The organism is Acidobacteriota bacterium, from assembly GCA_009861545.1.
GTDB lineage: Bacteria > Acidobacteriota > Vicinamibacteria > Vicinamibacterales > UBA8438 > WTFV01.
Map to the genome: position 1 here is coordinate 13,356 of VXME01000137.1, position 22,605 is coordinate 35,960.

Genomic DNA, 22,605 nt, shown 5'->3' on the forward strand with positions numbered 1-22,605 from the left:
CTACCAAGCCGCGCCGCGGGCCGCCGGCCGCCGCTCGACCGGCCCGCCCCAGAGTCTACGCCGTCCTACGGGGCAGACCCCTCGCGCGGACGCCGGTAGAACGGCATCCGCACGACCCGCGCCCGCAGACGCCGGCCGCGGACGTCGATGGAAAGCTCCGTGTCGCGCGCCGCCAGCTCGACCGGCACGTAGGCCATCCCGACGGCCTTCTGCAAGAACGGCGTCAGGGTCCCGCTGGTGACCCGGCCGACGCGGTCGGCGCCAGCATAGACCGCGTGGTCGTGCCGCGCAATCCCGCGATCGAGCATCTCGAAGCCGACCAGCCGGCGCGCCGGGCCGGTCCGCTTCTGTTCGAGCAGCGCCTCGCGGCCGACGAACGACGCCTTCTCCCAGCCGACGGTCCAGCCGAGCCCCGCCTCGATCAGGGTCGTCGTCTCGTCCATGTCCTGGCCGCTCAGGCGCATCCCCGCCTCGAGCCGGAGCGTGTCGCGGGCGCCGAGCCCGGCCGGCAGCAGGCCCTCGGATCCGCCGGCGGCGAGCAGGGTGGACCATACCGTGTCGGCCTGCGCCGGCGGCACGAACAGCTCGAAGCCGTCCTCGCCGGTGTAGCCGGTCCGCGAGATGGTGGCCCGCACGTTGGCCACCTCGCCGTTCGCGAACGTGTAGTAGGCGACGCCGTCGAGCTCCACCGCGGTCAGGCCTTGCAGAATCGCCGCGGCGCGCGGCCCCTGCAGCGCGATCAACGCGTACCGGCTGCTCGCGTTGACGGCCACCGCGTCCCCCGCCGCCCCGATCCCCTTCCGGATCCAGGCGACGTCCTTGGCGATGTTGGCGGCGTTGATCACCAGCAGATAGTGCCCGGCCGCGAGCTGGTAGACGAGCACGTCGTCGACGACCGTGCCCGCCGGGGTGGTCAGCGCGGAGTACTGCGCGCGCCCCGGCTCCAGCTTCCGCGCGTCGTTCGACGCGATGCGCTGCACGGCCGCGAGCGCGTCGTCGCCGGCGATCTCCACCTCGCCCATGTGGCTGACGTCGAAGAGGCCGGCCGCGGTCCGCACCGCCCGGTGCTCCTCGGCGATGCCGCTGTACTGCAGCGGCATGTCCCAGCCGCCGAAAGGCGTCATCCGCGCGCCCAGGGCGCGGTGCCGGGCGTGCAACGGGGTGGTCTGCAGCGTGTCGGCCGGGGTGTGGGCCATCGGTGTGACGGGAGATCGGCGGTGTCGGCTGCCGTGCGCCGGCTCGCCGCCGACGCTTCCCCAACCGTACTACGCGGTCGCGGAAGCGATCAAGACGACTGCGCATGCTGTCCGTCGTCGACCCGCCGTGCCGTCGAGCCCGGTCGCGGCGCCGATCGGGCCGTCGTACTGCCGCCATAGCGCAGATACGACTGCAGCGTGTGGTAGCTGATGCCCAGCACGCGGCACGCCTCGCGCTTGTTGTTGCCGCAGCGGTCGAGGACGATTCGCGCGTAGCGGCTTCCCCATGCCCGCATCGTGTCGTCGCGCAACAGCGACGGCTGCAGGTTCCGCACGTACTCGCCGGTTATCGTCGCCGGCAGGTCCTGGACCCGTATGCGCCTGTTCCCGGAAAAGGCCAGCACGTGCTCGATGACGCGGCGAAGCTCCCGCACGTTGCCCGGCCAGTCGTAGGCCGACAGCGCGTCCATGGCGCACGGGGCCAGGCCTCGTTCGGACTCACCGCGGTGCTGGCGCAGAAAGTGAGTGGCAAGCAAGGGAATATCGGACCGCCGTTCGCGTAGCGGCGGCACCTGAATCTCGACGCCGCTGAGGCGGTAGAACAGATCGGATCGGAACCGGTGTGCTTCGACCATGCTTCTCAGCGTCTGATTGGTGGCCACGATCAGACGAACGTCGAGAGGCCGCGTGGCGTGCGACCCGACCCGTTCGACCGCCAGCTCCTGCACCGCGCGCAGGAGCTTGGCCTGCGCCGCCGACGACAGGTCGGCGACCTCGTCGAGGAAGACCGTTCCCGCGTTCGCGAGCTCGAACTTCCCCGCGCGCCCGCGCACTCCGGTGGCCGTCCGATCTTCGATTCCGAACAACTCCGCCTCGATCAGGGTGTCGACGATGGCCGCGCAGTTGACTGCAACGAACGGACCTTCTCGCCGCGTGCTCTGCTCGTGAATCTGCCGCGCGACCAGCTCTTTGCCCGAGCCGCTCTCGCCCTCGATGAGCACGGTGAAGTCCGTCGTCGCCACCCGCGCGATCTCGTTGCGCAACCGCGCCATGCACGGAGCGTGACCAATCAGGGGCGTCGGCAGCCTGGAAACCTGCGTGGCGAATCCACTTCTCTGAAATTCCATACCGTCCCATCAATCAACATCGGTGCCAATTCGATGTGCTCCCGGTTTTCCGGCGCGGCTTCGAGAGGTGTCCTCCGCTCGCCGCCTCCGACAACGCGGCGTGGGATAGTTGCTACCCCTCGACCGCCGACTGAGTTCGTGCCGGGGCACCGGACGGGTATCAGCTACCCCGCGCGAGTCACCGGGGGCTCCAACGGCCGGTCTGGAAATCGAAGTGGAAGACCTGCACGCGGGCGGTCGCCCCGAGCACCCGCACCGCCGCCTGATGTCCCTCGCGGCTCCTCAGATACAGCGTGCCCGAGGTCGCGGTTCCCAGCGGGGTCAGGCTCAGGATGTCGCTCCCGCCGAGGTTCACCGGATCAGCGCCGGCGCCCGCCGGAGTCGAGCTTCCGATGGCCGGTGCTGCCGGGCTGAGCTCGAACCGCACGCCGCCGAACCGGTCGCCGAGGCTGGTCTCGGTTTCGATCGGGGTGTCGATGCCGTTTCCGATGTCGACCGCACGAACGCCGTTCCCATTCCCGTCGACATAGCTGCGCAGGGCGACCCTTTCGCCGTTGCGCGTAAACCGAATGCCGATCGCGGCCCCGCGCCGCGCGGCGCCCGCCCGCGCCAGCACGATTCGACCGGCGACATGCCGGGCCGCGTTCATCACGTGCTGTTCGTGCCGCCCCGTCGTCACGAAGGGTACCGCGATGCCGACGGCAACGACGACGATGCCGGTGGCGACCAGGGTCTCGGCGAGCGTGGCGCCGCGGTCGCACTGCCCGTGGCTGAACACCGGATGCGCTCCAGGAAAAGCGAGGCAGGCTCCTGACGCCAGGACCTGCCCCATGAAACTAGCGCTCCGCCGGCAAGTCGACGCGAATCAGCGGCCGCAGGCGGAGGAACGTCTTCTCGCCGATGCCGCGCACGTTCATCAGGTCCTCTATCTTCTCGAACCCGCCGTGCTCCTCGCGGTACTCGATGATGCGTTCCGCCGTCCGCTCCCCGACCCCGGGCAGCGTCCGCAGCTCCGACGCGGTCGCCGTGTTCAGCTCCACGGTCTCCGACCGGTCTTCCTCCGCGCTCTGAAGGCCGGGGACCAGCGGACTCGCGACCGCCCGAGCATGGGGCGCCAGGACGAGGAGTCCGGCGCACAGTGCCGCCACTACCAACTTCCGTCGCATGATGAACCTCCGTTCGCACCTTGCTGCCGGCCGGCGCGTGCCTGTCCCGACCCGGCGCGCGGCCCCGCGTCGCGCAGCCAGTTGCAGTCAGGGTCGGGCCGCACCGACCTTCTCTCGGCGGGGCCGCCGGTCATGGGAGCAAGATGCGCGCCACCTCGGGTGCGACGGCGGGAAACCGGCGGCGGCGCGGCCCGCCGGGCGTCTCCGCCGCCGCGACGCTCCCGCACGCAGCGGCCATCGCTGCCCGCATTCGGCCGACTGTCAGCGCAGGTTGCCGGTTCGTCGGCGCGGACCGGGCTCCGTGGAGCAGGTTGGAAGCGCGTCCGCTCCCGCCGCAGCGGAACGGCGTCTTCCTTCCGCGGCCGCACGAGGCGGCCCGCGAGGTGGCAACCCGCGGTGACACCCGGCTTCCCGCCGCCGGAAAGACGGCCGGTTTCCTTCTGCTATCATGGGACGTTTGGCCGCGTGCCGATGACATCGACAGGGAACCTCGCGGTGCTCGGCGCGCAGTGGGGCGACGAGGGCAAGGGCAAGATCGTCGATCTGCTCAGCCCGGCCTTCGCCGTCGTGGCCCGTGCGCAGGGGGGCCACAACGCCGGGCACACCGTCATCGTCGGCGGCGACGAGTTCATCCTGCACCTGATCCCGTCGGGCATCCTGCATCCCGGCGTCACCTGCGTCATCGGCAACGGCGTGGTGGTCGATCCGGCGGCCCTCTTCGCCGAGATCGACGCGCTTCATGACCGCGGCCTCGACACCGCCGGGCGCCTGCTCGTCAGCAGCCGGGCGCACGTCATCCTGCCCTATCACCGCGACATCGAGGCGGCCGCGGAGAGCCGGCTCGGCGCCCAGCGCATCGGGACGACCTCGCGCGGCATCGGACCGAGCTACGAGCACAAGGCCGGCCGCTTCGGCATCCGGATCGGCGATCTGGCCGACGGGCGCCCCGGCGGGCGCCTGGCCGCGCTGATCGAGGCCAACGTCGGCGAGCGCAACCGGACCGTGGCGGGACCGGCGCTGGGCTGGCGGTCCGTATGGCAGGAGGCGGCGGCGGTCTGGGAGCGGCTGGCGCCCCTGGTCGCCGACACGTCGCGCTACCTGCACGACACCCTGGAAGCGGGTCGGCCAGTGCTCTTCGAGGGCGCGCAGGGCACGATGCTGGACATCGACCACGGCACCTACCCCTACGTGACCTCGTCCAACGCGACCATCGGGGGCGTCTGCACCGGGCTCGGCGTGGGCCCGCAGGCGATCGGCGGCGTGCTGGGCATCGTCAAGGCGTACACCACGCGCGTCGGCGAGGGCCCGTTTCCCACCGAGCTCGACGAGGCCGGCGCGCAACGCCTGCGCGAGTGGGGGCGGGAGTACGGCGCCTCGACCGGCCGCCCGCGACGGTGCGGGTGGTTCGACGCCGTCGGGGTGCGCTACGCGGTGCGGGTGAACGGGATGACCGCGTTGGCCATGACCAAGCTCGACGTGCTGGACCACCTCGACGAGCTGCGCATCTGCACGGGTTATCGCCGCGGCGGCGAGGTCCTGACCGATCCGCCGCCGACCATCGACGGCCTCGCCGCCTGCGAGCCGGTGTACGAGACGCTGCCGGGATGGGCCGGCGCCGGGCGGACCGCGGGCGTGACGGACGAGCGCGACCTGCCTGCCGCCGCCCGCGCCTACCTGGCGCGGCTCGAAACACTGAGCGGCGCTCCGGTCGCCATCATCTCGACCGGCTCCGACCGCGGCGACACGATCGTGCGGCGCGACTCCCCCGTCGGCCGCTGGGTGGACGCCGGCGCGCCGGCCGCCGGGCGGGCCCGCTGATCGCCGACGTTCGCCATGGACACGATTTCGATCGCGGGGTGGCGGCGTTGACCAGACCGGCGGCGGCCGCGCTGGCGTGCGCGCTGTCCGCTCTGCTTGCCGCCTGCTCGACGCCGATGCTCGGGCCGACGGCCGCCGACGCCGAGGACTTCGTCGCCGACGCCGAGGCGCGCCTGCTCTCGTCGCGCCACCAGTCGGCGCGCGCCGACTGGGTGCGGCAGAACTTCGTCACCGCCGACACCACGGCGCTGGCCGCCGAGGCCGCCGCCGCGCTGGCCGTCGAGACGGCGGCGCTCGCGCGGGCCGCCACGCGCTTCGACGGGCTGGACCTGCCGGAAGCGACGGCGCGCAAGCTCGCGCGGCTGCGGGGGGCGCCGCTCACCATCGCGCCGAACCATCCGGCGCAGCAACGCGAGCTGGCGGACCTGCAGGCCGGGCTGGAGCGCACCTACCGCGCCAGTGCGAACTGCGCCGCCGCACCGGGAGACTGCCTCGATCCGGCGGCGCTGTCGCGCGCCGCCGCGGACCTGCGCGACACCGATCAACTGCTGGATCTCTGGGACGAGGGGCGGGCCCTGACGCCCCTGATGCGGCGGCGCCACGAGCGGCTGGTGGAGATTGCGAACGCCGGGGCGGTGGAGATGGGCCATGCCGACGCCGGCGAGCGGTGGCGTTCCGCCCACGGCCTGCCCCCGGATACGCTGCGCGGCGAGCTCGATCGACTCTGGAACCAGGTGCGGCCGCTCTACGAGTCGCTGCACTGCCTGGTCCGCGGCGGGCTCGGCGCGGAGTACGGCACCGCGATCGCCCCGCCGGGCGCGGCGATCCCCGCCCATCTGCTCGGCGATGGGGGCAGCGCCCGCTGGTCCGGCCTGTACGACCTGGTCGCGCCGCGCACCCGCGGCGGCTACGACCTGACGCGCCAGCTCGCGCGCAACCGCGTGGACGCGCCGGAGATGGTGCGCTACGCCGAGCGCTTCTTCGCCTCGCTCGGCTTCGACCCGCTGCCCGCCACCTTCCACGAGCGCTCGCGCTTCGTCCGTCCGGCGGACCGCGACGTCGTGTGCAGCCCCGGCGCCTGGAACGTCGACGGCGAGAGCGACGTGCGCATCGGGATGTGCATCACGGTGGACGGCGACAGCTTCGCCGCGGTGCACGCCGCGCTCGCCCGCGCCCACTACCGGTGGTCCTACCGCGCGCAGGATCCGCTGTTCCGCGCCGGCGCCAGCGAGGCCCTTTTCGCGGCCGCCGGCGATGCCGCCGCGCTTTCGGTCACGCCCGGCTACGTCGTCGAGCTGGGGCTGCTGGACACGCCGCCGCCCCCTTCCGGAGACGTCCCGTTCCTGCTCCGGCGGGCGCTCGACGAGCTGGCGCGCCTTCCCTTCGCGCTCGTCGTCGACCGCTGGCGCTGGCAGGTCTTCGCCGGCGCGGTGCAACCGGAGCGCTACAACCGGGCCTGGTGGGAGCTGCGCGAGGAGGTTCAGGGCGTCGGCGCCCCGGCGCCGCTCGCCCCCGCGGACTTCGATCCCGGCACGGTCCCCGAGATCGCCGCCAACGCGCCGCTGACGGACGACTTCCTCGCCGGCATCCTGCGCTTCCAGCTCCACCGCGCACTCTGCGCGGCGGCCGGCTTCGACGGCCCGCTGCACCGCTGCTCCGTCTTCGGGAGCCGCGACGCGGGGGCGCGCCTGCGGACGATGATGGAGATGGGCGCGAGCCGTCCGTGGCCCGAGGCGCTCGAGGCCGTCACCGGCGCGCGCGCGCTGGACGCTTCCGCCCTGCTGGAGTACTTCGCGCCCCTGGCGGCGTGGATGGACGAGCGGAACGCCGGCCGGTCCTGCGGCTGGTAGCGCCGCGAGCGCCAGGAGGCTGCGCCGTAGAACGGCGTAGACGCCTGGTCAGGCCCGGTTGGGCGGCAATCGGAGCCGGCGGCGACGATTGTCGGGCTCAGGCTTCCGCCGCGTATTCGGCGTCGGTCACGGCGTCGAGCCAGGTCGTCGTCGACTCGATGTTGACGGCCAGGTGCGTCATCGGACCGGCGGCCGAAGCCCCGTGCCAGTGACGCTCGCCCGCCGCGATGCAGGCGACGTCTCCCGCCTCGATCTCCCGCACCGGCCCGCCCGCGCACTGCAGGCGGCAACGGCCGTCGAGCACGACGAGCAGTTGCGGCCCGCTGTGCGTGTGCCAGTGCGTGCGGGCGGCCGCTTCGAACGCGACGCGGAACGCCTTGACCGCGGGTGCGTCCGACAGGCCGGGCATGCGCGTCATTCGCGCATGCCCGGTGAACGTGTTCGGATCCGCGGCCTCGGACGCCAGCGCCGCGAGCCGCGCTATCCGCATCCGTCCGCTCACGCGGTTGCCGGCCGCCCGCCGTGGCGCCTGATCATGTAGACCGTGCCGCCGGCGATGAGCGCGACGATCAGCGTCCCCAGGTTGATCAGGCCGCTCGACACCACCAGGTAGCCCACCGACCCGGGCAGCAGGGCGTAGTAGACGAACGGAATGACCGTCATGCGGATGACGGACCCCTCGCGCCCGAGCAGCCCGACGACCGCCGAGGCGGCCACGACGTTGTGGACGCAGATCATGTTCCCGGCGGCGCCGCCGATGGCCTGCAGGGCGACGATCCAGGTCGGATCCACGCCGATCCGCTCGCCCATCCCGAACTGGAACAGCGAGAACATCATGTTGCTGACGGTGTTGCTCCCGGCCACCGCCGCCCCGATGCCGCCGATGAACGGCGCGAAGATCGGCCAGACGCCCCCGACGAGGGCCGCGACGCCGTCGGCCAGCACGATGGGCATCTGGTCGTACCCGGCGGCGCCCCCGCCGCTGTTCAGGAACACCTGCACCATCGGCACCGTGAACACGAGGGCGACCGAGGCCGCGGCCGACACCTTGAGGGAGGTCGACCACGCCTTGGCGTAGTGGTCGCCGGGGATCTTGTGCAGGGCGAACGTGATGAGCGAGGCGACGATGAACAGCGTGCCCGGCAGGTAGAGCGGCTGGAAGCTGGCGGTGATGGACGTGCCGAAGAGCTCGGGGAAGCTCACCACCCAGGACTGCAGGAAGACGCGGAACGGATCGACGAGCCGCGACGACAGCAGCAGCAGCGCGACGACGGCATACGGCAGCCACGCCTTCCACAGGCTCATCGAGCGGCCGTGGTCCACGTCCGTCACCGCGACCGATCCGGTCCACTCGGCCGGCCAGTTCTCCTTCGCGTCGAACTCCCACGCCTCGTCCGGCTTCGGGATGAGGAAGCCCGCCCGCGCCGCGCTCACGACGATGATCAGGCCGGCCATGCTGCCCATCAGGGCCGGGAACTCCGGCCCGAGGAAGTAGGCGGCGGCGAAGTACGGCACGGTCATGGCCAGGGCCGCGAAGATGGCGAAGGGCCAGATCTGCAGCCCCTCGGCGAGAGAACGGCTCCTGCCGAAGAAGCGGGTCATGAACGAGACGAGAATGAGCGGGATCAGCGTGCCCGCGATGGCGTGCAGAATGGCGACCTTCAGGCCGATGAAGGCCAGGAAGTCGGTCCATTCCGTGTATCCCGCCTGCGCCGCGTAGGCCACGATCTCCGGGTTGGTTCCCTGGCCGAGGCCGGTGTTGACGCCGACCAGGATGGGCGTGCCGAGCGCGCCGAAGCTGACCGGCGTGCTCTGGATGATCATGCCGGCGGTCACCGCGGCCATGCCCGGGAACCCGAGGCCGACCAGCAGCGGCACCGCCACCGCGGCCGGCGTCCCGAACCCGGCCGACCCTTCGATGAAGGCGCCGAACAGCCAGGCGATGATGATCACCTGCACGCGCCGGTCCGGCGTGATGTCGGTGAATCCCTGCCGGATGGTCTTGATGGCGCCGCTCTCCTGCAGGGTGTTCAGCAGCAGGATCGCGCCGAAGATGATGTACAGCAGCGTGAACGCGATCACGAGCCCGTTGACCGTAGCGGCGGCCACCTGCAGCATGGGCACCTGCCACACGAAGAGGGCAAGCACGGCAGCCACCGCGTAGGACAACGGCATCGCCCGGCTCGCCGGCCAGCGGAGGCCGACGAGAAAGACCGCGACGGTGATGATCGGCAGCAGAGAGACAATTGTCAGCATCGAGGGGGTTCCTCCTCAGTGGCGGCCTATGGTATCGGAAGACGGATCAACACACAACGGCGTGTCCGGGATGCGCGCGTGGTACGATGGCCGGATGCCGCGCACGGTGACGGTGGCCCGGGCGGAGAGCTTCGGCCCCGGCGCACGGAAGAAGGTGTTCGCCGGAGACCGGCGCATCGCGGTTTTCAACGACGGCGGCGCGCTGCACGCGGTCGACGACGCCTGCACCCACTCCGGCGGCTCGCTCTCGGAGGGCCCCTGCGAGAACGGGGTGGTCACGTGCGCCTGGCACGGCGGGCGGTTCCGGCTCAGCGACGGCAAGGGGCTCGGCCCGCCGGCCTACCGCGGGTTGACGGTGTACCCGGTCGCGGTGGCGGACGGCGTCGTCGTCGTCACCATCGAAGACGTGTAGCCGCGGTCGGGATTCGCAGGGATGCCGACTCCCATCGCGCATGCGCTCGGCGGCGTCACCGCCGGTTGCCTCGTACGGATTTCGGCGGCTCTGCTGAAGCCGGGTCGCGCGCTCGATGCGCCCCTCGTCCGGATCGAAAGGCGCCGCGCCATCGCCGCCCTTGCCTTGCTCGCCACGCTTCCGGACGCGGACCTCCTGCTGGGCATGCACCGCAGCGTGACGCACAGCGCGGGCGCGGTGCTGATCGCCGGCGCCATCGGCTGGGCGAGCGCACGAGAGAGCCGGTTGCTTACCGCCGCCGCCGTCGCGGCGGCGTACGGCAGCCACGTCCTGCTCGACTGGTTCGGCACCGATCCCAGTCCCCCCCACGGCATCATGGCGTGGTGGCCGTGGACGGACGAGTTCTACATGGCGGACCAGCCCCTGTTCATGCGCATCTGCCGGGAGTACTGGCTGGCCGCCTGCTGGCGGAACAACATCCTTGCCCTTGGCCGCGAGCTGGTCGTCCTGGTGCCGGTCACGTCGGCGGCGCTCTTCCTTGCATACCGGCTCCCCCGCCGCACGAGACGCACGTGACCTGGGAAAGACCCGCACTCGAGCGCCGGGTGCTGTCGGCGCTAGACGCCGAGCCCGCCCGCATTCCCGTCCTGCTCGGGGGCTGCGGCAGCGGCCGGACGTCACTCCTGAACCGGGTGGCCGCGTTGTTCGGCGATCGTCGCAGCCGGTACATCGACGTCGAGCGCGTCGCGTCGACCCCGGAACGGTTTCTGGCCGCGGTGACGTGCGCCCCGCCCGCCGGCGCCGGGAACGCTCGCGCGCCGCTGCCGCCCCCCGGACGCCGGAGCCCGCGCGCCGCGTTCGACGAGTTGCTGGCGTTCGTCGGCCGAAAGGGAACCCCGCCGCCGCTGCTGTTGCTCGACGAGCTCCTCGAGGTGCGGACGCTGGAGAGCTTTCCCGGCCTGCGGGGCGGGGCCCGCGAGTTCGTCGGCGCCCTCGCGAACAGCCCGCATCGTTTCGTCCTGGCGAGCCGCTACGTGAACCGCGCACGGCGCCTCCTGCACGACTTCGCCCCGCGGATGGAGCTCGTGCACCTGCCGCCGCTGACCGCCCGCGAGGTCGACGCCGTCCTGCGGGAGAAATCCGCGGCGCGTGACGCGGCCGCCCGAACCCGGCTAGGGCGCCTCGTGCACGCGCTCGCCGCGGGGCGTCCGAGCTACGTCCACGCCCTCTCGGCCGCCGTGTCGTCCGCGGCGGCGCCGGGAGGAGATCCGGTCGCGGTGCTCGCGGCCCAGATGGCGGCGGGAACGCCGCTCTCCCAGCTCTGCCGGTTCTCGTACGAGCTCCGGCTGCATCGGGCGCGCGGCTACGGTGTCCTGAAGGCGATCCTGGGCATTCTCGCGGAAAGCGAGCCGCTGAGGCTGACGGAGGTCGGCCGGCAACTCGAACGAACGCCGGGATCGACCAAGGACTATCTGTCGTGGCTGGAAGACGTAGACCTGGTGGAGACGCGCGAGAAGCGCTACCGGTTCTCCGACCCGGTGCTGCGCCTGTGGGTCCGGCTGCACGGCCGGCGGACCGCCCCGGGCGGACAGGAGCGCGCACGAGCGGTTCGGCAGTACGCCGCCGAACGCCTCGGCGGCGACGGGGTCGCGGCCGCCGCGCCTTCGCCCGCACCGGTCACGTCACTGCGGCGCCCGTCCGGGGACCTCATCGAGATCGACTGACGGCGTCCCCTGCGCGTCGGCGACGAGTACGGCCAGCGCCTGCCGGGCGGCCTCGCGCTCGGCCTCCTTCTTCGTCGGGCCGGAACCGCTCGCCACCGGTCGGTCGCCGACGAGCACGTCCGCCACGAACTCCTTGCGGTGATCCGGCCCCGTGGCGCCCGCCAGCCGGTATACGGGAAGGGGCAGCGACCGGGCCTGGAGCCATTCCTGCAGGGCCGACTTGTGATCGCGGGTGCCGGCCGGCGACACGCCGTCCTTCCTTATCCGTTCGAGCAGCGGCCGAAACGTCCGTTCGATGAAGGCGGTCGCCGCCTCGTGCCCCCCGTCGAGGTAGATCGCCCCGACCACGGCCTCGAATGCGTCGGCAATCAGCGACCGCTTCCGGCGCCCGCCGGTCTTCTCCTCCCCGCGGCCGAGCAGCAGATGGTCGCCGAGCCGGAGGTCGTCGCCGAGCCCCGCCAGGGTCGCGGCGGACACGAGCTGCGCCCGCGCCTTCGACTTGCGTCCCTCGTCGTAGTGCGGAAACTCGCGAAACAGGCGATCCGCGATGACCAGCCCGAGCACGGCGTCGCCGAGGAACTCGAGCGACTCGTTGTCGTCCACCCCGCCGCTGTCGTCCTCGTGCGCGCGGGAGCGGTGCGTCAGCGCGCGTACGAGCAGATCGCGATCCGTGAACGGGTGGCCCAGGCGCGCCTCCAGTACCGGCACCCCGTTTCGCGGAGCTCCCTCGGCCGCGGCGGCGCGGTAGTCCCCGAGCAGACGCACCGCGTGCTCCGCCTCGTCCGCACGCACGGACAGCCGTACCTCGCCGAGTCCGTCGATCGCGAGCGGAAACACCGCGTGGGGCACGTCCGACGAGATCAATACGCGTATGCCGTGCGTCTCGAGCAGCGCCCGCGCGATGTTCGCCTCCACGTCCGACTGCGTGCGCAGGACGACGGCCAGCGTGCTCACGCGCCTGCTCCCGCCTCGACCGCGGCGCCCGCCGGTTCGGTCCGTCCGTCGCGGCGCCACACCTCGTCGATGCGCAACAGCACCATCGTCATGTCGTCGTGCTGGGCGGCCGAACCGACGAAGGCGTCCACGTCGCGCAGAATGCGCTCGTGCAGCGCCTCCGAGGAATCGGCGGCCTCGTCGTCCTCGAGCAGCCGCGCGAGCCTCGCCTCGCCGAAGAGATCGTCCTGTTCGTTCATCGCCTCGGTCACCCCGTCGGTGAACAGCACGGCAACGTCGCCGGGCTGCACCGCCATCTGGTGCTCCTCGAGCAACTCGGTGAACTGCCTTTCGAGACCACGAAGCCCCAGCACCAGACCGTCGGGGATCAGCACGCGCACCTTGCGCCGGCCGCCTTGCGCGGACGCGTGGATCAAGGGCGTGTGCCCCGCCCGGGCGTACGTCAGGGTTCCGGCGTCCAGGTCGATCACGGCGTAGAGCATCGTGATGAAGCTGCGGCTGTCGAGCGCCCCGGCCAGAATGCGATTGGCCTCGATGAGAAGCTGCCGCGGCGACTCGTAGGTATGCCCCAGGCTCAGCACGAGCCCCTTGAGCTCGGCCATGTAGAGCGCCGCCGAGGTGCCCTTGCCCGACACGTCCGCCACCAGCACGCCCAGCCGGCGCTCGCCGAGCCGGATGAAGTCGTAGTAGTCGCCGCCGATCTCGCGCGCCGGCCGGCAGACGGCGGTCACCGACAGACCGGGCACCGACGTGGGATCGCGCGGCAGCAGCGACATCTGGATCTGGCGGGCGAGCCGCAGCTCGTTCTCCAGACGCTTCTTCTCCGCGGCCTGGTGCAGCAATCCCTCCACGCTGGCCGTCATCGCGTTGAACGACTCGGCGAGGTCGCCCAACTGATCTCCCGACGTGACGCTTATCCGCTGCGTGAAATCGCCGCGACGAATGCGATCCGTCCCGATGGACAGGGCATGAATCGATCCCGTGATGGACCGCGCCAGAGCGAGCCCCATCACGAACGCCGCCAGCTCGATCACCAGAAAGAGGCCGCCGATGGCGGCCAGCAGCACGAGGAAGAAGTACCTGACGCTCGCCTCGTCGGCGCCGACCCGGGCGCCGAAGAACTGCTCCGAGAACGCGGCCGCCGGAACGCGGATGAACAGATTGCCGGACTCCTCGCCGCCGGTGGCCCAGTCGAGCGGGTCGAGGAACACCACCCAGGCCAGCCCGTCGGCCGACGCCAACCGGGCCGGATCCAGCGTATCGTCCCCCGGCAGCGATGCGAACGAATCGATGTCGACGCCGGTGGCGGTCGCGATGCGTTCCTGCACGTACGTGTCCAACGGCACGTCGATCACGACGGCTCGCGCGTCCGCCCGCCCGACCCACGCGACGGCGCGAACGGAGAGGGGCCATCGCGAGCCGACCGTCACGAGCCCCGCCAGCCCCTGTTCACCGACCCATTCGGGTATTCCGTCCGGACGCGGGCCGCCGGACCAGGGACCGGCCGACACCGGCCCGCCGGCCGCGACGGGGCGGAGCACCAGCGCCGAGGCGCCCGGGTAGTCCCCGTGCAGCTCCGACCCCAACGGCTCGAGTGCGGCGGAGATCTCCATTCCGCTCGACAGCCGCGCCGCGATCCCCGCCGCCGCGACCCGAACATCCGCGACTACGCCGTCGATCTCTCGCCGCACGGTCTCGGAGCTCGCCGAGAGCACCGACATCGCGCCGGCGACCGCGAAGAATGCCGCGACCAGCAGGACGGGCACGAAGCCGATGAAGACGTAGGAGAGGATCAGCTTCCGCCGGACGCGCCACAGCAGGCGCCTCCTGAGCCGTGCAACCGACTGCAGCAGCAGGTGACCCAGCCCGACCGCGAGCGCGAGCGACGCGGAGACGTCCACCCAGGCGAGCAGCGAGCCGCCGGCCGTGACGAAAGGCAGCAGCAGGATCTTGGCGAGCGCACCGGCCAGCAGAAACCGCCCCGGCCAGGACCGCGCCAGGGTACGAGGTAACGCCCGCAGCCGCTCTCGAACCATCCCGCGCCTTCCCGAATCGTATCAGATGCCGCCCCGGCCCTGGCGGTCTCGGCGTTCACTTCGTTGCGTTCTGCGGCGCAGGCTCCCTAGAATGGGTCGGCGTACCGGAGCGCCCCACCGCCGCCTTCCATGCCGCACGGTCCTGCACGAAGCCATGCACCGCCAACCTCCCCACTGCGGGGCTGGTCGCTGGTCGTGCGCGGCGTCGCCGGGGGTGCGTTCATGGGGCTCGCCAACCTCGTGCCGGGCATCTCGGGCGGCACGATGCTCCTGGCCGTGGGCGTCTATCCGCAGTTCATCGGCGCCGTGGCGAAAGCGTCGACCCTTCGGTTCAGCCCGACGGCCCTGTTGCTGCTCGCCTGCGTGGGCGGGGGCGCGGCCGGCGCGATAGCGGGCGGCGCAGGCGTGATCGGGACGCTCCTGGATGGATATCCGTCCGCCATGTACAGCCTCTTCATCGGATTGACGCTCGGCGGCGTCCCGATCCTGTGGCGCATGGTTCAGCCGCTGGATCGCCCGGTCATCGGCAGCGCGGCCGGCGCCATCGCCCTCATGATGCTGCTCGCGGCGACGGACCCGGAGCGTGCCGGCACCGGCGCGTCCTCGGATGCGGCCGCGTACGCCATGCTCGCCGTCGCCGGCTTCTCCGGCGGGGCCGCGATGATTCTGCCGGGCGTGTCCGGCGCCTATCTGCTGCTCCTGCTCGGCCAGTATCGTCCCATCGTCGACGCGGTGGCCGCCGTCGCGTCGGCGGCGCGGGCCGGAGACGCCGACATGGCGGCGGCGGCGCTCTTCGTGCTGTTGCCCGTGGCGGTCGGCGTGGGACTGGGCGTGGTATGCGTGAGCAATCTCGTCGAGCTGCTGCTCGAGAGGTACCGGCGCACGACGCTCGGGTTCCTGCTCGGGCTGCTGCTGGGATCCGTCGTCGGCCTGTGGCCCTTCGCGGGCGTTCCGTCCACGGCGCAGGCCGCGGCCGGAGCCGCGCTGGCGCTGACCGGATTCGCGGTCTCCTGGACGATTTCGCGGCTCGGCCGCGCCACGTAGCGCGCGGAAACGCTGGGCTGGCTCGGCGTTTCCGCGCTGACTTCCAGCCGCCTCAGGCGTCCCGGGTCGATTCCGCGACCCACGCGAGATAGGCCGGGTTGCCGTCGACGACGGGCACCACCACCAGCTCCGGCACCTCGGCAGGATGGAGCTTCCCCATTCGATCCCGGAGGGCGGCAATGCGGTCGCGCGTCGTCTTGATCATGACGAGCTGCTCCTGATCCTCCTCGATCGCCCCGCGCCACCGATACACCGAACGCACCGGCAGTTGCGCCGTCACGCAGGCCGCAAGGCGCTCCTCGACCAGCACCCGTGCGAAGCCGCGTACGTCCCCTCCGGCAGGCCAGGTCGTCCAGGCCACCACCGCTTCCGAACCGTCCTCCGTCATCTCTCCACGATAGTGCACGCCGCGGTGCGGCGTCATCCGCTGCCCTGCGCCACGGGCCGCCGATGTGATGTCGCATCCGGCGGCGTATCGAGTTGACCGCGCAGAGGCGGCCGTGCTATATTGCTGCTCTGGCAATTTTCTGGCGCGGGGTGGAGCAGTCCGGTAGCTCGTTGGGCTCATAACCCAAAGGTCGGGGGTTCAAATCCCCCCCCCGCTACCAATCTCAGGTCCCCTTCGGAACATCCGTCTTTCCTCGTCGGCCGATTGGCGCGCGGCTTTCCTGCGGCAGCCTGCCTTCTTGTGGGTTCGAGCGCCGGTACTGCTATAGTGGGCACCGCCCGCTGGAGCACGGAACCCTCCGTGCGGCCCGAATCGCCGGGATACCGCGGGGAAGGAGTACGGGAATGAAGCTCGTCACCGCGATCGTCAGGCCCCACGTAGTCGACGACGTGCGCGACACGTTGTCCCGTCTCGGCGTGACCGGTCTGACCGCGACCGAGGTGAAGGGTTTCGGCCGCCAGAAGGGACATACGGAGATGTACCGCGGCGCGGAGTACTCCATCGACTTCGTGCCCAAGGCGAAGCTCGAAGTCGTGATCGACGACGACAAGCTCGACGCCGTCGTCGAGGCGGTCAAGTCGGCGGCCCGCAGCGGCCAGATCGGCGACGGCAAGATCTTCGTCAGCGACGTCGGGCAGGCGGTTCGCATCAGAACCGGCGAGATGGGCTCGGACGCGCTCTGACGTCATCCGCGCCGGTCCGGCGCGGGCTTCCTGTTCGGAACGCGGCGGCACGCGCCGCCGCCCCGTATTCCCGGTACCAGCCCCGAAGGACCAGACCATGACCCATCACATGACCAGGCTCGCCTTCCTCGTTGCCGCCGCCCTCGTGCTGGCGCCGCGCCTCGCGTGGGCGCAGGACACGCTGGATTCGGGCGACACCGCGTGGATGCTCACCGCGAGCGTGCTCGTGCTGTTCATGACCATCCCCGGTTTGTCGTTGTTCTATGCGGGGCTGGTCCGCGCCAAGAACGTCCTGTCGGTAATGATGCAGTGCTTCGCGATCGCCTGCATGGTCACGATCCTGTGGACCGTCTACGCGTACGGCCTCGCGTTCGGCGACGGCGGCGACCTGAACGCCTTCGTCGGGTTCGGCAAGTTCTTCCTGTCGGACGTCGGCGTCGACACGGTGTCGGGCTCGATCCCCGAGTCCGTCTTCCAGATGTTCCAGTTGACCTTCGCCATCATCACGCCGGCACTCATCGTCGGCGCGTTCGCCGAGCGCATGAAGTTCTCCACGATGATGGTCTTCATGGCGCTCTGGCTCACGATCGTCTACGCGCCGGTCGCCCATTGGGTGTGGGGCGGCGGCTGGCTGGGCGAGATGGGGGTGCTCGACTTCGCCGGCGGCACCGTCGTGCACATCAACGCGGGTATCGCCGCCCTCGTGCTGTGCCTCGTCATAGGGCGGCGCCAGGGCCATCCCGGCACGCCGATGCCTCCCAACAGCCTCGTGCTCACCGTGGTGGGCGCCTCGATGCTCTGGGTCGGGTGGTTTGGGTTCAACGCCGGCAGCGAGCTGGCCGCAGACGGTGTGGCCGGCATGGCGATGGCGGTCACCCACATCGCGACGGCCACCGCCGGTTTCACCTGGATGCTGATCGAGTGGAGGAACCACGGCAAGCCGAGCGTCCTGGGGATCGCCACCGGCGCGGTCGGCGGGCTCGTGGCGATCACCCCGGCCTCCGGAACCGTCGGCCCGATCGGCGCCCTCGTCATCGGCGCCGCGGCGGGAATCTTCTGCTACATCGGCGCGGGCAGCCTCAAGCGCTACTTCGGCTACGACGACTCGCTCGACGTGTTCGGCGTGCACGGCGTGGGCGGCTTCGTCGGCGCCATGCTGACGGGCGTCTTCACGGCCGAGGCCTTCGGCGGCGCGGGCCTGGAGAACGGGATCGGCACGCAGGTCTGGCTGCAGTTCGTCGGTGCGGCGGCCACGATCGCGTACAGCGGCGTGCTCACCTTCGTGCTGGCGAAGGCGCTCGACGCCACGATGGGACTGCGGGTGACCGCCGCCGAGGAGTCCGAGGGACTCGACATCGCACTCCACGACGAGACCGGCTTCCATCTCTAGCGGCCGCCGGGCAGCGAGACGCGCGGGGTTCCCGCCTCGGGAACTCCGCCGCCGCCTACTCCGTGTTCTCGACGCGCCGGACGAGCGCTTCGGCGACGGCGTCGGTCGCCGCCTCCCCACCCAGATCGCGGGTGACGACCGCGCCCTCGGCGAGTTGCGCCTCGATCGCTGCCACCAGCGCCCCGGCCGCGTCCGCCTCCTCCAGGTGCTCGAGCATCATGGCGGCCGTCCAGACCTGTGCGACCGGATTGGCGATACCCTGCCCCGCGATGTCCGGCGCGGACCCGTGCACCGGTTCGAACATCGACGGGGCCGTGCGCTCGGGATTCAGGTTGGCGCCCGGCGCGAGGCCGATGGAGCCGGCGATGGCGGGACCGATGTCCGAAAGGATGTCGCCGAAGAGGTTGCTCGCGACGACCACGTCGAACCAGTCCGGATGCTGCACGAAGTGCGCCGACAGGATATCGATGTGGTACTGGTCGGTGGTGACGTCGGGATACTCCCCCGACAGCGCCGCGAAGCGCTCGTCCCAGAACGGCATGCTGTGGATGATCCCGTTCGACTTGGTCGCGGAGGTGAGATGCCGCGCCGGACGCCGGCGGGCCAGCTCGAACGCGTAGCGCAGCACCCGGTCGACCCCGCGGCGGGTGAACACCGCCTGCTGCACCGCCATCTCGTCGTCGGTTCCCCGATAGAGCCGCCCGCCGATCTCCGAGTACTCCCCTTCGTTGTTCTCGCGTACGACCACGAAGTCGATCTCGTCCGGCCCGCGGTCCGCCAGCGGCGAACGCACGCCGGGGAGCAGCCGCACGGGCCGCAGGTTGATGTACTGGCCGAACGCTCGTCGTATCGGAATGAGCAGCCCCCACAGCGAGACGTGGTCGGGCACGCCGGGATATCCCACTGCGCCCAGGAAGATGGCGTCGTGGCGCCGCAACTGCTCGAGCCCGTCCTCGGGCATCATCTGCCCCGTCCTCGCGTAGCGCTCACAGCCCCAGTCGAAGGACGTCCACCGGCAGTCGAAGCCGAAACGCCGGCCGGCCGCGTCGACCACCCGCATCGCCGCCGGAACGACTTCCTGCCCGATGCCGTCACCGGGAATCACCGCAATCGAATAGCTCGCCATCGGAACCTTCTTCCCTTTCTCGTGCGGCCACCCGTCACCGCACGACCGCGGCCGCCCGCAACGCCGCGATCTCCTGCTCTCCGTATCCCGCCGCCGCGAGCACCTCGTCCGTATGCTGCCCGAGCAGCGGCGCCGGCCGGCCCGGCGTGAGCGGGGTGCCGGAGAGCTTGATCGGCGTGCCGAGCGTCGGCAGGGTCCCCAGCGTCGGATGCCGCGTCTCGACCACCATCTCCCGGGCCCGGACCTGCGGGTCCCGCATCACCTCGCGGTAGTCGTTGATCGGTCCGCATGGAATGTCGTGCTGCTCGAGGCGCTGCAGCCAGTACTGCCGCGCATGCCGGGTCGTCACCGCCTCAATGAGCCTGGCCAGCTCCGCCCGGTGCGCGACGCGGGCCGAGTCGCTCTCGAAGCGCGCATCGTCCAGCCATTCGCGATGCCCCAGCAATTCCGCCAGACGCCGGAAGATCCGGTCGTTGGCGGCGCCCAGCGTGATGTAGCCGTCCGCGCACCGCACGGCCTGGTAGGGCGCGCTCATGCGATGCGCCGAACCCAGGGGTCCCGGAACGACGTCGCGCGAGAAGAGCTCGGTCGCCTCCCAGACCGACAGCGCCACGCCGGCGTCGACGAGCGATGTGTCGACGTGCTGTCCCTGCCCGGTCCGTTCCCGTGCCTGCAGCGCGGCCAGGATTCCACACGCGGCGAAGAGGCCGGCCCCCAGGTCGGTCAGCGGGACGCCGACCTTCACCGGTGGTCGATCCGGCTCACCGGTCACCGACATCAACCCCGACACGCCCTGGGCGACCAGGTCGAACCCGCCCTTGTGCGACGCCGGCCCCGTCTGACCGTAGCCGGAGATCGAGGCGTAGACGAGTCGCGGGTTCAACTCGCGCAGCGACCCGTGATCGAGGCCCAGCCGCCCCAGGACGCCCGGACGGTAGTTCTCTATGAACACGTCCGCGCCGGCCGCCAGCCGCCGCAGGACGTCCGGGCCGCCCGCGGCCTTCAGGTCGATCACGACGCCGCGCTTGCCGCGGTTGACCGCGTTGAACGAGGCGCTGTCGTTGCCGCTCGCCCCGGCCATCCGGCGCGACGAGTCGCCGGCCGGCGACTCGACCTTGATCACGTCGGCGCCCATGTCGCAAAGTAGCATTGCGCAGAACGGACCTGCCATGACCTGCGTGACGTCGAGCACGCGGATGTCCTGCAGCGCGCTCGTCATCGGTCCATCACCCGCCGCGCCGCACCGCGGCCCAGGAGGTGCTCGTTTTGCCGACGCCGCACGTCGTCCTCGATCGGGACGGCCCCATCGCCACCGTCACGTTCAATCGCCCCGAAGCGCGCAACGCCATGACTTGGCCGATGTACGACGCCCTCGTCGAGTTCTGCGGCGCGCTGGAGAGCGACGCCGCGGTACGCGTCATCGTTCTGCGGGGCGCCGGCGGGAAGGCCTTCGTCGCGGGCACCGACATCGGGCAGTTCCGGACGTTCCGCACCGAGGCGGACGGGGTGGCCTACGAGCACCGCATCGATGCGGTCGTGGATCGCCTCGAACGGGTCGCCAAGCCGACCATCGCGGCGATCGACGGCGTGACGACGGGGGGCGGCTGCGCGCTGGCCGCCGCCTGCGACCTGCGCGTATGCACCAGTCGCTCGCGATTCGGGGTGCCAATCGCCCGTACGCTCGGCAACTGCCTGTCGGCCGCGAATCATGCCCGCTTCCTGGATCTCGTCGGTCCGGCCCGGCTGAAGGAGATGCTCTACACCGGCCGCCTGTTCAGCGCCGAGGAAGCGGCCGCGGCCGGTCTCGTGAACCGCGTGGTGGAGCCGCACGACCTCGACGCGGTCGTGGGAGAATACGCCGAGACGATGGCCGCCAACGCCCCGCTGACCATCCGCGCCAGCAAGGAGATGATCCGTCGCGTGCAGAGCCACCGCCGTATCGAGGCGAGGCTGGGCCGCGACCTGATCGTGAACTGCTACACGAGCGCCGACTTCCGCGAAGGTGTCCAGGCGTTCCTCGACAAACGCCCGCCGCGCTGGACGGGCCAGTGAGATTCTATCGTGAGGCCCGCAAATGACGCAGTTCCCGACGAGACACCGGCGCATCGGCGATGGCCGCGGCCTGACCCGCAAGGCGTTCCTCGAAGCGGTGGGAGCGGCTGCCGCCGCCGCCCTGTGGCCCGCCGCCCGTCCGCGCGCCCAGGAGGCGCCGGCACGAGACGCGCGCGCGCGCATCGCCCGCATCGTCCGCGAGTACGACAGTCAGGGCGACCATCGGACCGGTTCTCCCGTCGACGCCGAGAGCGGCCGCTGGCTGGCTGATCGGGTGGACGAAGCGGGTCTGGTTCCCGAGATCGAGTGGATGGGATTCTCCCGCATCGGCGTCCAGGCCGCCTACGTCGAGGTGGGCGATCGCTGGGCCGAAGGGGTGCCCCTCTTCGACGGCGGCTTCACGGACGCCGCCGGCGTGACGGGCGCCCTGGGCTCGATCGACGGCGCGGGCACGATCGGGCTCGGCCACGTCGGCCCGCGCACGGGAGCGGACTTTCGCGCCCACCGCCGCGCCACATCGCAGCGGGCGGTGGTGACGGTGACGGGCGGTGCCTCCAACGGCGTACCGGAGGGGCTCGCCCTGATGAACGCGCCCGACTTCAAGGCGCCCTTCGGCCCGCCGGTGCTGCAGGTCGCAAGCCGCCATCGCGCCTGGCTCACCGCCGCCGCCGCATCCGGCGCGACGGCGCGGGTGGTCGCCCACGTGACCCGGCGTCCGGAGGAGGTGTTCAACGTCACGGCGACCCTGCGCGGCAGGGAGCCTTCGCTGGCGCCCGTCTTCGTGATGACGCCGCGCAGCGGGTGGTGGACCTGCGCGTCCGAACGCGGCGGCGGCATCGCCGTCTGGATCGAGATGATCCGCGGCATGGCGGCCGCGGCGCCGCCGCGGCGCACGACGGTGTTCCTCGCGTCCACGGGACACGAGCTGGGCCACTACGGGCTTGAAGAGTTCCTGCGCACCCGGTCGCGCCTCGTCCGGAGCGCCGCCGCCTGGATCCACCTCGGCGCGAACTTCGGGGCCGCCATCGGCGGCGATCCTCTGCTGCAGGCATCGACGGCCGAATTGCAGGACCGGGCGCAGGATGCACTGCGGCAGGTCGGCGAGGCCCCGGTGCGCCGCCGCCCCGCGGGCGAAACTCCCGGTGGTGAAGCACGTCACATTCACGCCGGCGGCGGGACCTACCTCTCGGTCGTCGGCGCAAACGGGTTGTTCCATCACCCCGCGGACCGGTGGCCGGACGCGGTCGACGTCGACCGCGTCGCACGCTACGCCCGGGCGTTCACCGACGTCGGGCTGCAGCTGGCCAACGCCTGACCGGGCCG

General features: G+C 71.4%; 21 protein-coding genes and 1 tRNA gene. 11 read left to right on the forward strand and 11 right to left on the reverse strand.

Annotation, left to right across the window (positions count from 1 at the left end):
• Nucleotides 1-65: 65 nt before the first annotated feature.
• The 4 genes from gcvT to F4X11_21530 all read right to left on the reverse strand — a co-directional run bounded on the left by gcvT (nt 66) and on the right by F4X11_21530 (nt 3,489).
• Nucleotides 66-1,196 carry a glycine cleavage system aminomethyltransferase GcvT gene (gene gcvT, locus F4X11_21515; protein MYN67572.1) on the reverse strand — a complete coding sequence of 377 codons (1,131 nt, stop codon included), beginning with the start codon at nt 1,194-1,196 and terminating at the stop codon, nt 66-68.
• 89 nt (nt 1,197-1,285) lie between these two features.
• On the reverse strand, nt 1,286-2,323 hold the full coding sequence (locus tag F4X11_21520) for a sigma-54-dependent Fis family transcriptional regulator (protein MYN67573.1): 1,038 nt from the start codon (nt 2,321-2,323) through the stop codon (nt 1,286-1,288).
• A gap of 178 nt (nt 2,324-2,501) precedes the next feature.
• On the reverse strand, nt 2,502-3,155 hold the full coding sequence (locus tag F4X11_21525) for a hypothetical protein (GenBank protein ID MYN67574.1): 654 nt from the start codon (nt 3,153-3,155) through the stop codon (nt 2,502-2,504).
• A gap of 4 nt (nt 3,156-3,159) precedes the next feature.
• A complete protein-coding gene (locus F4X11_21530; protein MYN67575.1) occupies nt 3,160-3,489 on the reverse strand; it encodes a helix-hairpin-helix domain-containing protein in 330 nt (109 codons plus the stop codon).
• Nucleotides 3,490-3,960: 471 nt separating this feature from the next.
• Between F4X11_21530 and F4X11_21535 the strand changes: the two genes are divergently transcribed.
• Nucleotides 3,961-5,307, forward strand: a complete 1,347-nt coding sequence (locus F4X11_21535) for an adenylosuccinate synthase (GenBank protein ID MYN67576.1) — start codon at nt 3,961-3,963, stop codon at nt 5,305-5,307.
• A 47-nt stretch (nt 5,308-5,354) separates the two neighbouring features.
• Nucleotides 5,355-7,157 (forward strand): M2 family metallopeptidase, encoded by a 1,803-nt coding sequence (locus F4X11_21540; GenBank protein ID MYN67577.1) that lies wholly within the window; start codon nt 5,355-5,357, stop codon nt 7,155-7,157.
• 97 nt (nt 7,158-7,254) lie between these two features.
• Here the strand turns inward: F4X11_21540 and F4X11_21545 are convergent, their stop codons facing one another.
• Together F4X11_21545 and F4X11_21550 are read right to left on the reverse strand one after the other, a co-directional pair.
• Nucleotides 7,255-7,647: a cupin domain-containing protein gene (locus F4X11_21545; GenBank protein MYN67578.1), complete on the reverse strand. Its 393-nt coding sequence runs from the start codon at nt 7,645-7,647 to the stop codon at nt 7,255-7,257.
• An 8-nt stretch (nt 7,648-7,655) separates the two neighbouring features.
• Entirely contained in the window at nt 7,656-9,413 is a 1,758-nt protein-coding gene (locus F4X11_21550) for an L-lactate permease (protein MYN67579.1), read from the reverse strand.
• On the opposite strand from F4X11_21550, the gene F4X11_21555 reads away from it, so the two are divergent.
• Genes F4X11_21555 through F4X11_21565 form a run of 3 tightly spaced genes read left to right on the forward strand, consistent with a single transcriptional unit; the run spans nt 9,382 to nt 11,549 of the window.
• On the forward strand, nt 9,382-9,825 hold the full coding sequence (locus tag F4X11_21555) for a Rieske 2Fe-2S domain-containing protein (protein MYN67580.1): 444 nt from the start codon (nt 9,382-9,384) through the stop codon (nt 9,823-9,825). The genes F4X11_21550 and F4X11_21555 overlap by 32 nt on opposite strands.
• Nucleotides 9,826-9,846: 21 nt before the next feature.
• The gene (locus F4X11_21560; GenBank protein ID MYN67581.1) at nt 9,847-10,401 is read left to right on the forward strand and encodes a hypothetical protein; all 555 of its coding nucleotides are present in this window, start codon (nt 9,847-9,849) and stop codon (nt 10,399-10,401) included.
• Nucleotides 10,398-11,549: a hypothetical protein gene (locus tag F4X11_21565; GenBank protein MYN67582.1), complete on the forward strand. Its 1,152-nt coding sequence runs from the start codon at nt 10,398-10,400 to the stop codon at nt 11,547-11,549. The genes F4X11_21560 and F4X11_21565 overlap by 4 nt, the downstream gene beginning before the upstream one ends.
• Here the strand turns inward: F4X11_21565 and rnc are convergent.
• Both rnc and F4X11_21575 read right to left on the reverse strand, forming a co-directional pair.
• Entirely contained in the window at nt 11,508-12,563 is a 1,056-nt protein-coding gene (rnc, locus tag F4X11_21570; protein ID MYN67583.1) for a ribonuclease III, read from the reverse strand. The genes F4X11_21565 and rnc overlap by 42 nt on opposite strands.
• Nucleotides 12,500-14,539, reverse strand: a complete 2,040-nt coding sequence (locus tag F4X11_21575) for a SpoIIE family protein phosphatase (protein MYN67584.1) — start codon at nt 14,537-14,539, stop codon at nt 12,500-12,502. Before F4X11_21575 ends, rnc begins: the two co-directional genes overlap by 64 nt.
• Before the next feature lie 129 nt (nt 14,540-14,668).
• Between F4X11_21575 and F4X11_21580 the strand changes: the two genes are divergently transcribed.
• The gene (locus tag F4X11_21580; GenBank protein ID MYN67585.1) at nt 14,669-15,583 is read left to right on the forward strand and encodes a DUF368 domain-containing protein; all 915 of its coding nucleotides are present in this window, start codon (nt 14,669-14,671) and stop codon (nt 15,581-15,583) included.
• A gap of 52 nt (nt 15,584-15,635) precedes the next feature.
• Here F4X11_21580 and F4X11_21585 read toward each other — a convergent pair whose 3' ends face one another.
• A complete protein-coding gene (locus F4X11_21585) occupies nt 15,636-15,971 on the reverse strand; it encodes a divalent-cation tolerance protein CutA (protein MYN67586.1) in 336 nt (111 codons plus the stop codon).
• Between the two features lie 143 nt (nt 15,972-16,114).
• On the opposite strand from F4X11_21585, the gene F4X11_21590 reads away from it, so the two are divergent.
• The 3 genes from F4X11_21590 to F4X11_21600 all read left to right on the forward strand — a co-directional run bounded on the left by F4X11_21590 (nt 16,115) and on the right by F4X11_21600 (nt 18,104).
• Nucleotides 16,115-16,191, forward strand: a tRNA-Met gene (locus F4X11_21590).
• 184 nt (nt 16,192-16,375) lie between these two features.
• Nucleotides 16,376-16,714, forward strand: coding sequence for a P-II family nitrogen regulator (locus F4X11_21595; GenBank protein MYN67587.1), 339 nt, complete (start codon nt 16,376-16,378; stop codon nt 16,712-16,714).
• Between the two features lie 97 nt (nt 16,715-16,811).
• On the forward strand, nt 16,812-18,104 hold the full coding sequence (locus F4X11_21600; protein ID MYN67588.1) for an ammonium transporter: 1,293 nt from the start codon (nt 16,812-16,814) through the stop codon (nt 18,102-18,104).
• Between the two features lie 55 nt (nt 18,105-18,159).
• On the opposite strand, the gene F4X11_21605 is transcribed toward F4X11_21600, so the two are convergent.
• Together F4X11_21605 and F4X11_21610 are read right to left on the reverse strand one after the other, a co-directional pair.
• Nucleotides 18,160-19,230, reverse strand: a complete 1,071-nt coding sequence (locus tag F4X11_21605; protein ID MYN67589.1) for a tartrate dehydrogenase — start codon at nt 19,228-19,230, stop codon at nt 18,160-18,162.
• A gap of 34 nt (nt 19,231-19,264) precedes the next feature.
• Nucleotides 19,265-20,449: a CoA transferase gene (locus tag F4X11_21610; GenBank protein ID MYN67590.1), complete on the reverse strand. Its 1,185-nt coding sequence runs from the start codon at nt 20,447-20,449 to the stop codon at nt 19,265-19,267.
• A gap of 47 nt (nt 20,450-20,496) precedes the next feature.
• On the opposite strand from F4X11_21610, the gene F4X11_21615 reads away from it, so the two are divergent.
• The gene (locus F4X11_21615; GenBank protein MYN67591.1) at nt 20,497-21,282 is read left to right on the forward strand and encodes an enoyl-CoA hydratase; all 786 of its coding nucleotides are present in this window, start codon (nt 20,497-20,499) and stop codon (nt 21,280-21,282) included.
• A gap of 22 nt (nt 21,283-21,304) precedes the next feature.
• Complete coding sequence (locus tag F4X11_21620) at nt 21,305-22,597, forward strand: hypothetical protein (GenBank protein ID MYN67592.1); 1,293 nt, start codon at nt 21,305-21,307, stop codon at nt 22,595-22,597.
• Nucleotides 22,598-22,605: the final 8 nt, after the last annotated feature.

Excerpts from the sequence above, each read along its gene's own strand:
- gcvT (MYN67572.1), bottom strand. The coding sequence starts at position 1,196 with ATGGCCCACACCCCGGCCGACACGCTGCAGACCACCCCGTTGCACGCC.
- F4X11_21520 (MYN67573.1), bottom strand. The coding sequence starts at position 2,323 with ATGGAATTTCAGAGAAGTGGATTCGCCACGCAGGTTTCCAGGCTGCCG.
- F4X11_21525 (MYN67574.1), bottom strand. The coding sequence starts at position 3,155 with ATGGGGCAGGTCCTGGCGTCAGGAGCCTGCCTCGCTTTTCCTGGAGCG.
- F4X11_21530 (MYN67575.1), bottom strand. The coding sequence starts at position 3,489 with ATGCGACGGAAGTTGGTAGTGGCGGCACTGTGCGCCGGACTCCTCGTC.
- F4X11_21535 (MYN67576.1), top strand. The coding sequence starts at position 3,961 with ATGACATCGACAGGGAACCTCGCGGTGCTCGGCGCGCAGTGGGGCGAC.
- F4X11_21545 (MYN67578.1), bottom strand. The coding sequence starts at position 7,647 with ATGCGGATAGCGCGGCTCGCGGCGCTGGCGTCCGAGGCCGCGGATCCG.
- F4X11_21555 (MYN67580.1), top strand. The coding sequence starts at position 9,382 with ATGATCGGCAGCAGAGAGACAATTGTCAGCATCGAGGGGGTTCCTCCT.
- F4X11_21550 (MYN67579.1), bottom strand. The coding sequence starts at position 9,413 with ATGCTGACAATTGTCTCTCTGCTGCCGATCATCACCGTCGCGGTCTTT.
- F4X11_21560 (MYN67581.1), top strand. The coding sequence starts at position 9,847 with ATGCCGACTCCCATCGCGCATGCGCTCGGCGGCGTCACCGCCGGTTGC.
- F4X11_21575 (MYN67584.1), bottom strand. The coding sequence starts at position 14,539 with ATGGTTCGAGAGCGGCTGCGGGCGTTACCTCGTACCCTGGCGCGGTCC.
- F4X11_21580 (MYN67585.1), top strand. The coding sequence starts at position 14,669 with ATGCCGCACGGTCCTGCACGAAGCCATGCACCGCCAACCTCCCCACTG.
- F4X11_21585 (MYN67586.1), bottom strand. The coding sequence starts at position 15,971 with ATGACGGAGGACGGTTCGGAAGCGGTGGTGGCCTGGACGACCTGGCCT.
- F4X11_21595 (MYN67587.1), top strand. The coding sequence starts at position 16,376 with ATGAAGCTCGTCACCGCGATCGTCAGGCCCCACGTAGTCGACGACGTG.
- F4X11_21600 (MYN67588.1), top strand. The coding sequence starts at position 16,812 with ATGACCCATCACATGACCAGGCTCGCCTTCCTCGTTGCCGCCGCCCTC.
- F4X11_21605 (MYN67589.1), bottom strand. The coding sequence starts at position 19,230 with ATGGCGAGCTATTCGATTGCGGTGATTCCCGGTGACGGCATCGGGCAG.
- F4X11_21610 (MYN67590.1), bottom strand. The coding sequence starts at position 20,449 with ATGACGAGCGCGCTGCAGGACATCCGCGTGCTCGACGTCACGCAGGTC.
- F4X11_21620 (MYN67592.1), top strand. The coding sequence starts at position 21,305 with ATGACGCAGTTCCCGACGAGACACCGGCGCATCGGCGATGGCCGCGGC.